Source organism: Vagococcus sp. WN89Y (assembly GCF_052220145.1).
Taxonomy (GTDB): Bacteria; Pseudomonadota; Gammaproteobacteria; order Enterobacterales; family Enterobacteriaceae; genus Kosakonia.
In genome coordinates this window covers 17,166-29,786 of record NZ_JBQPOM010000053.1, presented here as the reverse complement: position 1 = coordinate 29,786, position 12,621 = coordinate 17,166, and the positions used below count along the sequence as shown (strand labels likewise).

The 12,621-nt window shown below is 53.0% G+C and carries 8 protein-coding genes and 1 pseudogene; all 9 read left to right on the top strand.

Annotated features, from left to right (window positions below; all coding sequences use genetic code 11):
- A pseudogene (gene tuf / locus ACTU3N_RS15505) lies at window positions 1–209 on the top strand (elongation factor Tu); the annotation flags it as partial.
- A 229-nt stretch (window positions 210–438) separates the two neighbouring features.
- A complete protein-coding gene (gene secE, locus ACTU3N_RS15500; RefSeq protein ID WP_003033128.1) occupies window positions 439–822 on the top strand; it encodes a preprotein translocase subunit SecE in 384 nt (127 codons plus the stop codon).
- 1 nt (window position 823) lies between these two features.
- Window positions 824–1,369 (top strand): transcription termination/antitermination protein NusG, encoded by a 546-nt coding sequence (gene nusG / locus ACTU3N_RS15495; protein WP_001287521.1) that lies wholly within the window; start codon window positions 824–826, stop codon window positions 1,367–1,369.
- A 141-nt stretch (window positions 1,370–1,510) separates the two neighbouring features.
- The gene (gene rplK / locus ACTU3N_RS15490; protein ID WP_443087012.1) at window positions 1,511–1,939 is read left to right on the top strand and encodes a 50S ribosomal protein L11; all 429 of its coding nucleotides are present in this window, start codon (window positions 1,511–1,513) and stop codon (window positions 1,937–1,939) included.
- 3 nt (window positions 1,940–1,942) lie between these two features.
- Complete coding sequence (gene rplA / locus ACTU3N_RS15485; protein WP_443087011.1) at window positions 1,943–2,647, top strand: 50S ribosomal protein L1; 705 nt, start codon at window positions 1,943–1,945, stop codon at window positions 2,645–2,647.
- A gap of 350 nt (window positions 2,648–2,997) precedes the next feature.
- Entirely contained in the window at window positions 2,998–3,495 is a 498-nt protein-coding gene (rplJ, locus tag ACTU3N_RS15480) for a 50S ribosomal protein L10 (RefSeq protein ID WP_035890288.1), read from the top strand.
- 66 nt (window positions 3,496–3,561) lie between these two features.
- Window positions 3,562–3,933, top strand: a complete 372-nt coding sequence (rplL, locus tag ACTU3N_RS15475; protein WP_443087010.1) for a 50S ribosomal protein L7/L12 — start codon at window positions 3,562–3,564, stop codon at window positions 3,931–3,933.
- Between the two features lie 320 nt (window positions 3,934–4,253).
- Window positions 4,254–8,282 carry a DNA-directed RNA polymerase subunit beta gene (rpoB, locus tag ACTU3N_RS15470; protein ID WP_443087009.1) on the top strand — a complete coding sequence of 1,343 codons (4,029 nt, stop codon included), beginning with the start codon at window positions 4,254–4,256 and terminating at the stop codon, window positions 8,280–8,282.
- Between the two features lie 76 nt (window positions 8,283–8,358).
- Window positions 8,359–12,582, top strand: a complete 4,224-nt coding sequence (rpoC, locus tag ACTU3N_RS15465) for a DNA-directed RNA polymerase subunit beta' (RefSeq protein WP_443087008.1) — start codon at window positions 8,359–8,361, stop codon at window positions 12,580–12,582.
- Window positions 12,583–12,621: the final 39 nt, after the last annotated feature.

Below are 12,621 nucleotides of genomic sequence, written 5' to 3'. Positions count from 1 at the left end.
GCTACCGTCCGCAGTTCTACTTCCGTACAACTGACGTGACTGGCACCATCGAACTGCCGGAAGGCGTTGAGATGGTAATGCCGGGCGACAACATCAAAATGGTTGTTACCCTGATTCACCCGATTGCGATGGACGATGGTCTGCGTTTCGCAATCCGTGAAGGCGGCCGTACCGTTGGCGCAGGCGTTGTAGCAAAAGTTCTCAGCTAATCGCTGATAACATTTGACGCAATGCGCAAGAAAAGGGCATCATTTGATGCCCTTTTTGTACGCTTTCGACCCAGAACCTGGCTCATCAGTGATTTTTTTTGTCATAATCATTGCTGAGACAGGCTCTGAAGAGGGGCGTTAGTCCGAAACTCGCCAGAGCATTTCGGTTTGGTTGCCTCGCTTATGCGGGGCAAAAATGTTTGTCTGAATTCTTGTGACAGGTTGGTTTATGAGTGCGAATACCGAAGCTCAAGGGAGCGGGCGCGGCCTGGAAGCGATGAAGTGGGTTGTTGTTGCAGTACTGCTACTCGTGGCTATCGTAGGCAACTATCTTTATCGTGACATGATGCTGCCGCTCCGCGCGCTGGCAGTTGTTATTCTGATTGCTGCAGCAGGTGGTGTCGCGCTGTTGACGACGAAGGGCAAAGCGACCGTTGCTTTTGCCCGTGAAGCGAGAACCGAAGTACGTAAAGTGATTTGGCCTACTCGTCAGGAAACGTTGCACACCACATTGATCGTGGCTGCGGTAACCGCAGTCATGTCGCTGATCCTGTGGGGACTGGATGGTATTCTGGTTCGCCTTGTTTCCTTTATCACTGGCCTGAGGTTCTGAGATGTCTGAAGCTCCTAAGAAGCGCTGGTACGTCGTTCAGGCGTTTTCCGGTTTTGAAGGCCGCGTAGCGACGTCGCTGCGTGAGCATATCAAATTACACAATATGGAAGAGTTATTTGGCGAAGTTATGGTTCCAACCGAGGAAGTGGTTGAGATCCGTGGCGGCCAGCGCCGTAAAAGCGAGCGCAAATTCTTTCCGGGCTATGTGCTTGTCCAGATGGTGATGAACGACGCCAGCTGGCACCTGGTGCGTAGCGTTCCGCGCGTGATGGGCTTCATCGGCGGCACCTCCGATCGTCCGGCACCGATTAGCGACAAAGAAGTTGATGCGATTATGAACCGCCTGCAACAGGTGGGTGATAAACCGCGTCCGAAAACGCTGTTCGAGCCGGGTGAAATGGTTCGCGTCAACGACGGTCCGTTTGCTGACTTTAACGGTGTAGTCGAAGAAGTTGACTACGAGAAGTCTCGCCTGAAAGTTTCCGTTTCTATCTTCGGTCGTGCGACCCCGGTAGAACTGGATTTCAGCCAGGTCGAAAAAGCCTAAATATTCGACGATCAAACGTTGCGCAGGGCGTGAAATTGGCATATAATTTCGCGCCTTTTGTTTTTATGGATCACAAATCCGTAAAACGTATTTAAACACGGGGAGCCTTTCGGGGCGTTATACCCAAACGAGGAAATTGCAATGGCTAAGAAAGTCCAGGCCTACGTCAAGCTGCAGGTTGCAGCTGGTATGGCAAACCCGAGCCCACCGGTTGGTCCGGCTCTGGGTCAGCAGGGTGTTAACATCATGGAATTCTGTAAAGCGTTCAACGCTAAAACGGATTCCATCGAAAAAGGTCTGCCGATTCCGGTTGTTATTACCGTTTACGCTGACCGTTCCTTCACTTTCGTTACCAAAACGCCTCCGGCAGCAGTTCTGCTGAAGAAAGCGGCTGGTATCAAGTCTGGTTCCGGCAAGCCGAACAAAGAAAAAGTGGGCAAGATCTCCCGCGCTCAGCTGCAGGAAATCGCTCAGACTAAAGCCGCGGACATGACCGGTGCTGACATTGAAGCGATGACTCGCTCAATCGAAGGTACTGCTCGTTCCATGGGCCTGGTAGTGGAGGACTAAGAAATGGCTAAACTGACCAAGCGCATGCGTGTGATCCGTGAGAAAGTTGATGCGACCAAACAGTACGACATCAACGAAGCCATTACTCTGCTCAAAGAGCTGGCTACCGCTAAATTCGTCGAAAGCGTAGACGTTGCCGTTAACCTCGGCATCGACGCGCGTAAATCTGACCAGAACGTACGTGGTGCAACTGTACTGCCGCACGGTACTGGCCGTTCAGTTCGCGTAGCTGTATTTACCCAGGGCCCGAACGCTGAAGCTGCTAAAGCAGCTGGCGCTGAGCTGGTAGGTATGGAAGATCTGGCTGACCAGATCAAGAAAGGCGAAATGAACTTTGACGTTGTTATTGCTTCTCCGGATGCAATGCGCGTTGTTGGCCAACTGGGCCAGGTTCTGGGTCCGCGTGGCCTGATGCCAAACCCGAAAGTTGGTACTGTAACGCCGAACGTTGCTGAAGCTGTTAAAAACGCTAAAGCGGGCCAGGTTCGTTACCGTAACGACAAAAACGGCATCATCCACACCACCATCGGTAAAGTGGATTTCGACGCTGACAAACTGAAAGAAAACCTGGAAGCCCTGCTGGTTGCGCTGAAAAAAGCAAAACCGTCTCAGGCAAAAGGCGTGTACATCAAGAAAGTTAGCCTCTCCACCACCATGGGTGCTGGTGTTGCGGTAGACCAGGCTGGTCTGAACGCAGCGGCGAACTAATATTCGCCTTTACGTGGGTGGCGGATTTGTCTACAATCTTACGCCCACGATTCTGCAAAAGCAGACATATCCGGGATATTCGTGGCGTGGCAGCCAATACAGCCATAACACGAAGAGCGAAGGATAGAAGAATTTGTTCGTTGGAGCCTGGCCTATCCAGGCCTCCGTCGAAGACCGCAGGAGTTTCGCAAGAAACTTAATCCCCTGCGTAGACGGTGACAGAACCTGAAGAATATTTTTAAGTACTCTTTGGCTTGTTTCTGCTCACCGTATTAAGACGCTCTTTTCGTTGGAAAGAGTGAAGTGAGTTCCAGGGCATGAGCCCTGGCAAACATCCAGGAGCAAAGCTAATGGCTTTAAATCTTCAAGACAAACAAGCGATTGTTGCTGAAGTCAGCGAAGTAGCCAAAGGTGCGCTGTCTGCGGTAGTTGCGGATTCCCGTGGCGTTACCGTAGATAAAATGACCGAACTGCGTAAAGCAGGTCGCGAAGCTGGCGTTTACATGCGTGTTGTTCGTAACACCCTGCTGCGCCGTGCTGTTGAAGGTACCTCTTTTGAGTGCCTGAAAGACGCGTTCGTTGGTCCGACCCTGATTGCATACTCTATGGAACACCCGGGCGCTGCTGCTCGTCTGTTCAAAGAGTTCGCGAAAGCGAATGCAAAATTTGAGGTCAAAGCCGCTGCCTTTGAAGGTGAGTTGATCCCGGCGTCCCAGATCGATCGCCTGGCAACTCTGCCGACCTACGAAGAAGCAATTGCACGCCTGATGGCGACCATGAAAGAAGCCTCTGCTGGCAAACTGGTTCGTACTCTGGCTGCTGTACGCGATGCGAAAGAAGCTGCTTAATCGCAGAATTCTTTGTAAAGCATTCGCTTACGTATAAACTTATTCTGATATTCAGGAACAATTTAAATGTCTATCACTAAAGATCAAATCATTGAAGCAGTTGCCGCTATGTCCGTAATGGACGTTGTAGAACTGATCTCTGCAATGGAAGAAAAATTCGGTGTTTCTGCTGCTGCCGCTGTAGCCGTTGCTGGCCCGGGCGCTGCTGCTGAAGCTGCTGAAGAAAAAACTGAGTTCGACGTAATTCTGAAAGCCGCTGGCGCTAACAAAGTTGCTGTAATCAAAGCAGTACGTGGCGCAACTGGCCTGGGTCTGAAAGAAGCTAAAGACCTGGTAGAATCTGCTCCGGCCGCTCTGAAAGAAGGCGTGAGCAAAGATGACGCTGAAGCTCTGAAAAAATCTCTGGAAGAAGCTGGCGCTGAAGTTGAAGTTAAATAAGCCAACCCTTCCGGTTGCAGCCTGAGAAATCAGGCTGATGGCTGGTGACTTTTTGGTCACCAGCCTTTTTGCGCTGTATGGTGCTGGTAGCGTTTCACACTGTTTGACTATCAGTTACCTTTACAATGCTTGTTTCTATCGACGACTTAATATACTGCGGCAGAGTGTCAATTCTGTGTAAACCGCAATGAAATGATTTAAGCGTGATAGCAACAGGCATTGCGGAAAGTGCTCCACTTTCCGGTCAACAAAATAGTGTTGCACAAACTGTCCCTGTCACGGGCAGAGTGGGTCGACTTGTCAGCGAGCTGAGGAACCCTATGGTTTACTCCTATACCGAGAAAAAACGTATTCGTAAGGATTTTGGTAAACGTCCACAAGTTCTGGATGTGCCATATCTCCTTTCTATCCAGCTTGACTCGTTCCAGAAGTTTATCGAGCAAGATCCTGAAGGTCAGTACGGTCTGGAAGCGGCGTTCCGCTCCGTGTTCCCGATTCAAAGCTATAGCGGCAATTCGGAACTGCAATACGTCAGCTACCGTCTTGGCGAACCAGTTTTTGATGTTAAAGAATGTCAGATCCGTGGCGTAACATATTCTGCTCCGCTGCGCGTAAAACTGCGTCTGGTGATCTACGAGCGTGAAGCGCCGGAAGGCACCGTTAAAGACATTAAAGAACAAGAAGTTTACATGGGTGAAATCCCGCTCATGACCGATAACGGCACCTTCGTTATTAACGGTACCGAGCGCGTTATCGTTTCTCAGCTGCACCGTAGCCCTGGCGTATTCTTTGACAGCGACAAAGGTAAAACCCACTCATCTGGTAAGGTGCTTTATAACGCACGTATTATTCCTTACCGTGGGTCATGGCTGGACTTTGAATTCGATCCGAAAGATAACCTGTTCGTTCGTATCGACCGTCGCCGTAAACTGCCAGCTACCATTATTCTGCGTGCGCTGAACTACACCACTGAGCAGATCCTTGACCTGTTCTTTGAAAAAGTTGTCTTTGAAATTCGCGACAACAAGCTGCAGATGGAACTGGTGCCGGAACGCCTGCGTGGCGAGACCGCTTCTTTTGATATCGAAGCGAACGGCAAAATGTATGTCGAAAAAGGCCGCCGCATTACCGCGCGCCATATCCGTCAGCTGGAAAAAGACGAAATTCGGCATATTGAAGTACCGGTTGAATACATCGCCGGCAAAGTTGCCGCGAAAGATTATGTGGATGACTCCACTGGCGAGCTGATCTGCCCGGCAAACATGGAGCTGTCGCTCGATCTGCTGGCGAAGCTGAGCCAGGCGGGCCACAAACGTATCGAAACCCTGTTCACCAACGATCTGGATCACGGTCCGTACATGTCTGAGACTGTACGTATCGACCCGACCAACGATCGTCTGAGCGCGCTGGTAGAAATCTACCGCATGATGCGCCCGGGTGAGCCGCCGACGCGTGAAGCCGCTGAAAGCCTGTTTGAGAACCTGTTCTTCTCCGAAGACCGCTACGACCTCTCTGCGGTTGGTCGCATGAAGTTCAACCGTTCTCTGCTGCGCGACAGCATTGAAGGTTCCGGTATCCTGAGCAATGAAGACATCATCGATGTGATGAAAAAGCTCATTGATATCCGTAACGGTAAAGGCGAAGTCGATGATATCGACCACCTCGGCAACCGTCGTATCCGTTCCGTTGGTGAAATGGCGGAAAACCAGTTCCGCGTTGGCCTGGTGCGTGTAGAACGTGCGGTGAAAGAGCGTCTGTCTCTGGGCGATCTGGATACCCTGATGCCGCAGGATATGATCAACGCCAAGCCTATCTCTGCCGCAGTGAAAGAGTTCTTCGGTTCCAGCCAGCTGTCACAGTTTATGGACCAGAACAACCCGCTGTCTGAGATTACGCACAAGCGTCGTATTTCTGCACTCGGCCCGGGCGGTCTGACCCGTGAGCGCGCAGGCTTTGAAGTTCGAGACGTTCACCCGACCCATTACGGTCGCGTATGTCCTATCGAAACGCCTGAAGGCCCGAACATTGGTCTTATCAACTCCCTGTCTGTGTACGCGCAGACGAACGAATACGGCTTCCTCGAAACTCCGTATCGTAAAGTGACCGACGGCGTGGTGACTGACGAGATCCATTACCTCTCTGCAATCGAAGAAGGTAACTATGTGATCGCGCAGGCGAACACCAATCTGACGGAAGAAGGTCGTTTTGTAGACGATCTGGTAACCTGCCGTAGCAAAGGCGAATCAAGCCTGTTCAGCGCAGACCAGGTTGACTATATGGACGTTTCCACCCAGCAGGTGGTTTCCGTCGGTGCGTCCCTGATTCCGTTCCTGGAACACGATGACGCCAACCGTGCATTGATGGGTGCGAACATGCAACGTCAGGCGGTTCCGACTCTGCGCGCTGATAAGCCGCTGGTGGGTACCGGTATGGAACGTGCTGTTGCCGTTGACTCCGGTGTTACCGCTGTTGCTAAACGTGGCGGTACCGTGCAGTACGTGGATGCGTCCCGTATCGTTATTAAAGTTAACGAAGACGAGATGTACCCGGGCGAAGCAGGTATCGACATTTATAACCTGACCAAATACACCCGTTCTAACCAGAACACCTGCATCAACCAGATGCCGTGCGTGTCCTTGGGTGAGCCGATTGAGCGCGGCGACGTGCTGGCAGATGGTCCGTCCACCGACCTCGGTGAACTGGCGCTCGGTCAGAACATGCGCGTAGCGTTCATGCCGTGGAACGGTTACAACTTCGAAGACTCCATCCTCGTGTCCGAGCGTGTAGTCCAGGAAGATCGTTTCACCACTATTCACATCCAGGAACTGGCCTGTGTGTCCCGTGACACCAAGCTGGGGCCGGAAGAGATCACCGCTGATATCCCGAACGTGGGTGAAGCTGCGCTCTCTAAACTGGATGAGTCCGGTATCGTTTATATCGGTGCGGAAGTGACCGGCGGCGACATTCTGGTTGGTAAGGTAACGCCGAAAGGTGAAACCCAGCTGACGCCAGAAGAGAAACTGCTGCGCGCGATCTTCGGTGAGAAAGCGTCTGACGTTAAAGACTCTTCTCTGCGCGTACCGAACGGTGTCTCCGGTACTGTTATCGACGTTCAGGTCTTTACCCGCGATGGCGTGGAAAAAGACAAACGTGCGCTGGAAATCGAAGAGATGCAGCTCAAACAGGCGAAAAAAGACCTGTCTGAAGAACTGCAGATCCTCGAAGCTGGCCTGTTTAGCCGTATTCATGCTGTGCTGGTTGCTGGCGGTGTTGAAGCTGAGAAGCTCGACAAGCTGCCGCGCGATCGCTGGCTGGAACTGGGCCTGGCCGACGAAGAGAAACAAAATCAGCTGGAACAGCTGGCTGAGCAGTATGACGAACTGAAACACGAGTTCGAGAAAAAACTCGAAGCGAAACGCCGCAAAATCACTCAGGGCGACGATCTGGCACCGGGCGTGCTGAAGATTGTTAAGGTTTATCTGGCCGTTAAACGTCAGATCCAGCCTGGTGATAAAATGGCAGGTCGTCACGGTAACAAGGGTGTTATCTCCAAGATCAACCCGATCGAAGATATGCCTTACGATGAAAACGGCACGCCGGTAGACATCGTACTGAACCCGCTGGGCGTACCGTCTCGTATGAACATTGGTCAGATCCTGGAAACTCACCTGGGTATGGCTGCGAAAGGTATTGGCGACAAGATCAACGCCATGCTGAAACAGCAGCAGGAAGTCGCGAAACTGCGCGAATTCATCCAGCGTGCCTACGATCTGGGCGCTGACGTTCGTCAGAAAGTCGACCTGAGCACCTTCAGCGATGATGAGGTTCTGCGTCTGGCAGAAAACCTGCGTAAAGGCATGCCGATCGCAACGCCGGTCTTCGACGGTGCGAAAGAGTCTGAAATCAAGGAACTGTTACAGCTGGGCGGTCTGCCGACTTCTGGTCAGATAACCCTGTTCGACGGTCGTACCGGTGAGCAATTCGAGCGCCAGGTTACCGTTGGCTACATGTACATGCTGAAACTGAACCACCTGGTTGACGATAAAATGCACGCGCGTTCTACCGGTTCTTATAGCCTGGTTACTCAGCAGCCGCTGGGTGGTAAGGCGCAGTTCGGTGGACAGCGTTTCGGGGAGATGGAAGTGTGGGCGCTGGAAGCATACGGTGCCGCTTACACCCTGCAGGAAATGCTTACCGTTAAGTCTGATGACGTGAACGGTCGTACCAAAATGTATAAAAACATTGTGGACGGCAATCACCAGATGGAACCAGGCATGCCAGAGTCCTTCAACGTACTGTTGAAAGAGATTCGTTCGCTGGGTATCAACATCGAACTGGAAGACGAGTAACTCTCGCTCAAACAGGTCACTGGTGCCGGAGTGATATCCGGCGCCAGATTGTGCTAACTCCGACGGGAGCAAATCCGTGAAAGACTTATTAAAGTTTCTGAAAGCGCAAACTAAAACCGAAGAGTTTGATGCGATCAAAATTGCTCTGGCTTCGCCAGACATGATCCGTTCATGGTCTTTTGGTGAAGTTAAAAAGCCGGAAACCATTAACTACCGTACGTTCAAACCTGAGCGTGACGGTCTTTTCTGCGCACGTATTTTCGGGCCAGTAAAAGATTACGAGTGCCTGTGCGGTAAGTACAAGCGCCTGAAACACCGCGGTGTTATCTGTGAGAAATGCGGTGTTGAAGTGACCCAGACTAAAGTGCGTCGTGAGCGCATGGGCCACATTGAGCTGGCGTCTCCAACTGCGCATATTTGGTTCCTGAAATCTCTGCCGTCCCGTATCGGCCTGCTGCTGGATATGCCGCTGCGCGATATCGAACGCGTTCTGTACTTCGAATCCTATGTGGTTATCGAAGGCGGTATGACCAATCTGGAACGTAACCAGATCCTGACCGAAGAACAGTACCTGGACGCGCTGGAAGAGTTCGGTGACGAATTCGACGCGAAAATGGGCGCCGAAGCTATTCAGGCCCTGCTGAAAAGCATGGATCTGGAGCAAGAGTGCGAACAGCTGCGCGAAGAGCTGAACGAAACCAACTCCGAAACCAAACGTAAGAAGCTGACCAAGCGTATCAAACTGCTGGAAGCGTTCGTACAGTCTGGTAACAAGCCGGAGTGGATGATCCTGACCGTTCTGCCAGTACTGCCGCCGGATCTGCGTCCGCTGGTACCGCTGGACGGTGGGCGTTTCGCAACGTCCGATCTTAACGATCTGTATCGTCGCGTGATCAACCGTAACAACCGTCTGAAACGTCTGCTTGATCTGGCGGCGCCGGACATCATCGTACGCAACGAAAAACGTATGCTGCAGGAAGCGGTTGACGCCCTGCTGGATAACGGCCGTCGCGGTCGTGCGATCACCGGTTCCAACAAGCGTCCGCTGAAATCTTTGGCCGATATGATCAAAGGTAAACAGGGTCGTTTCCGTCAGAACCTGCTCGGTAAGCGTGTTGACTACTCCGGTCGTTCTGTAATCACCGTAGGTCCATACCTGCGTCTGCATCAGTGCGGTCTGCCGAAGAAAATGGCGCTGGAGCTGTTCAAACCGTTTATTTACGGCAAGCTGGAACTGCGTGGCCTGGCCACCACCATCAAAGCCGCGAAGAAAATGGTTGAGCGCGAAGAAGCTGTCGTTTGGGATATCCTGGACGAAGTTATCCGCGAACACCCGGTACTGCTGAACCGTGCGCCGACGCTGCACCGTCTGGGTATCCAGGCGTTTGAACCGGTACTTATCGAAGGTAAAGCTATCCAGCTGCACCCGCTGGTTTGTGCGGCATATAACGCCGACTTCGATGGTGACCAGATGGCTGTTCACGTACCGCTGACGCTGGAAGCCCAGCTCGAAGCGCGTGCGCTGATGATGTCTACCAACAACATCCTGTCTCCGGCGAACGGCGAACCTATCATCGTTCCGTCTCAGGACGTTGTACTGGGTCTGTACTACATGACCCGTGACTGTGTTAACGCCAAAGGCGAAGGCATGGTGCTGACTGGCCCGAAAGAAGCTGAGCGTATTTACCGCGCTGGCCTGGCCTCTCTGCATGCGCGCGTTAAAGTGCGTATCACTGAATACGAAAAAGACGCTAACGGTGAATTCGTCGCGAAAACCAGCCTGAAAGACACGACCGTTGGCCGTGCGATTCTGTGGATGATCGTGCCGAAAGGTCTGCCTTTCTCCATCGTCAACCAGGCGCTGGGCAAGAAAGCAATCTCCAAAATGCTGAACACCTGTTACCGCATTCTGGGCCTGAAACCGACAGTTATTTTTGCGGACCAGACGATGTACACCGGCTTTGCTTATGCAGCGCGTTCAGGTGCATCCGTTGGTATCGATGACATGGTCATCCCGGAGAAAAAACACGAGATCATCTCTGAAGCGGAAGCGGAAGTTGCTGAGATTCAGGAACAGTTCCAGTCTGGCCTGGTTACCGCGGGCGAACGCTATAACAAAGTTATCGATATTTGGGCTGCGGCGAACGATCGCGTATCCAAAGCGATGATGGATAACCTGCAAACCGAAACCGTGATTAACCGTGACGGCCAGGAAGAGCAGCAGGTTTCCTTTAACAGTATCTACATGATGGCCGACTCCGGTGCGCGTGGTTCTGCGGCCCAGATTCGTCAGCTTGCGGGTATGCGTGGTCTGATGGCGAAGCCGGATGGCTCCATCATTGAAACGCCGATCACCGCGAACTTCCGTGAAGGTCTGAACGTACTCCAGTACTTCATCTCGACCCACGGTGCGCGTAAAGGTCTGGCGGATACCGCACTGAAAACGGCGAACTCCGGTTACCTGACTCGTCGTCTGGTAGACGTGGCGCAGGACCTGGTTGTAACCGAAGACGATTGTGGCACCCTTGAAGGGATCACCATGACGCCGGTTATCGAAGGTGGCGATGTTAAAGAGCCGCTGCGCGATCGCGTACTGGGTCGTGTCACCGCTGAAGACGTTCTGAAGCCGGGTACTGCGGACATTCTGGTTCCACGCAACACGCTGCTGAACGAGCAATGGTGTGACCTGCTGGAAGCGAACTCCGTAGACAGCGTAAAAGTGCGTTCCGTTGTATCTTGTGACACCGACTTTGGTGTGTGTGCTCACTGCTATGGTCGTGACCTGGCGCGTGGCCACATCATCAACAAAGGTGAAGCGATCGGTGTTATCGCAGCACAGTCCATCGGTGAGCCGGGTACACAGCTGACGATGCGTACGTTCCACATCGGTGGTGCGGCATCTCGTGCGGCTGCTGAATCCAGCATCCAGGTGAAAAACAAAGGTAGCATCCGCCTGAGCAACGCGAAGACGGTTGTGAACTCCAGCGGTAAACTGGTTATCACCTCCCGTAACACTGAGCTGAAACTGATCGACGAATTTGGTCGTACCAAAGAAAGCTATAAAGTGCCTTACGGTGCGGTAATGGCGAAGGGTGATGGCGAGCAGGTTGCCGGCGGCGAAACCGTGGCGAACTGGGACCCGCACACCATGCCGGTTATCACCGAAGTGAGCGGTTTCATCCGCTTCACCGATATGATTGACGGCCAGACCATTACACGTCAGACCGACGAACTGACCGGCCTTTCTTCGCTGGTGGTTCTGGACTCTGCAGAGCGTACTACCGGTGGTAAAGACCTGCGTCCGGCGCTGAAAATCGTTGACGCTAACGGCAACGACGTTCTGATCCCAGGCACTGATATGCCTGCGCAGTACTTCCTGCCGGGTAAAGCGATTGTGCAGCTGGAAGATGGCGTGCAGATCAGCTCAGGTGATACCCTGGCGCGTATTCCGCAGGAATCCGGCGGTACCAAGGATATTACCGGTGGTCTGCCGCGCGTTGCGGACCTGTTCGAAGCCCGTCGTCCGAAAGAGCCGGCGATTCTGGCAGAAATCAGCGGTATCATTTCCTTCGGTAAAGAAACCAAAGGTAAACGCCGTCTGGTGATCACGCCGGTTGACGGTAGCGAGCCGTACGAAGAGATGATCCCGAAATGGCGTCAGCTCAACGTGTTTGAAGGCGAGCGTGTAGAACGTGGTGACGTGGTTTCCGACGGTCCGGAAGCACCGCACGACATTCTGCGTCTGCGTGGTGTTCACGCCGTAACGCGTTACATCGTGAACGAAGTGCAGGACGTTTACCGTCTGCAGGGCGTTAAGATCAACGATAAGCACATCGAAGTTATCGTTCGTCAGATGCTGCGTAAAGCCACCATCATGAACGCGGGCAGCTCCGAGTTCCTGGAAGGTGAGCAGGTTGAATACTCTCGCGTCAAGATCGCTAACCGCGAACTGGAAGCGAACGGCAAAATCGCTGCGACTTATGCACGCGATCTGCTGGGTATCACCAAAGCGTCTCTGGCAACCGAGTCCTTCATCTCCGCGGCATCGTTCCAGGAGACGACACGTGTGCTTACCGAAGCAGCTGTTGCGGGCAAACGCGACGAACTGCGCGGTCTGAAAGAGAACGTGATCGTGGGGCGTCTGATCCCGGCGGGTACCGGTTATGCGTACCACCAGGATCGTATGCGCCGTCGCGCAGCGGGCGAACTGCCGGCAGCGCCGCAGGTGAGCGCGGAAGAAGCTTCCGCCAGCCTGGCAGAACTGCTGAACGCAGGTCTGGGTGGCTCAGACAACGAGTAATCGTTTCTCGTAATAAAAAACCCGCTTCGGCGGGTTTTT

Bases quoted from the DNA above. Each gene is read 5' to 3' on its own strand.
- rplL (WP_443087010.1), top strand. From the start codon at position 3,562: ATGTCTATCACTAAAGATCAAATCATTGAAGCAGTTGCCGCTATGTCC.
- nusG (WP_001287521.1), top strand. From the start codon at position 824: ATGTCTGAAGCTCCTAAGAAGCGCTGGTACGTCGTTCAGGCGTTTTCC.
- rpoB (WP_443087009.1), top strand. From the start codon at position 4,254: ATGGTTTACTCCTATACCGAGAAAAAACGTATTCGTAAGGATTTTGGT.
- rplK (WP_443087012.1), top strand. From the start codon at position 1,511: ATGGCTAAGAAAGTCCAGGCCTACGTCAAGCTGCAGGTTGCAGCTGGT.
- rplA (WP_443087011.1), top strand. From the start codon at position 1,943: ATGGCTAAACTGACCAAGCGCATGCGTGTGATCCGTGAGAAAGTTGAT.
- secE (WP_003033128.1), top strand. From the start codon at position 439: ATGAGTGCGAATACCGAAGCTCAAGGGAGCGGGCGCGGCCTGGAAGCG.
- rplJ (WP_035890288.1), top strand. From the start codon at position 2,998: ATGGCTTTAAATCTTCAAGACAAACAAGCGATTGTTGCTGAAGTCAGC.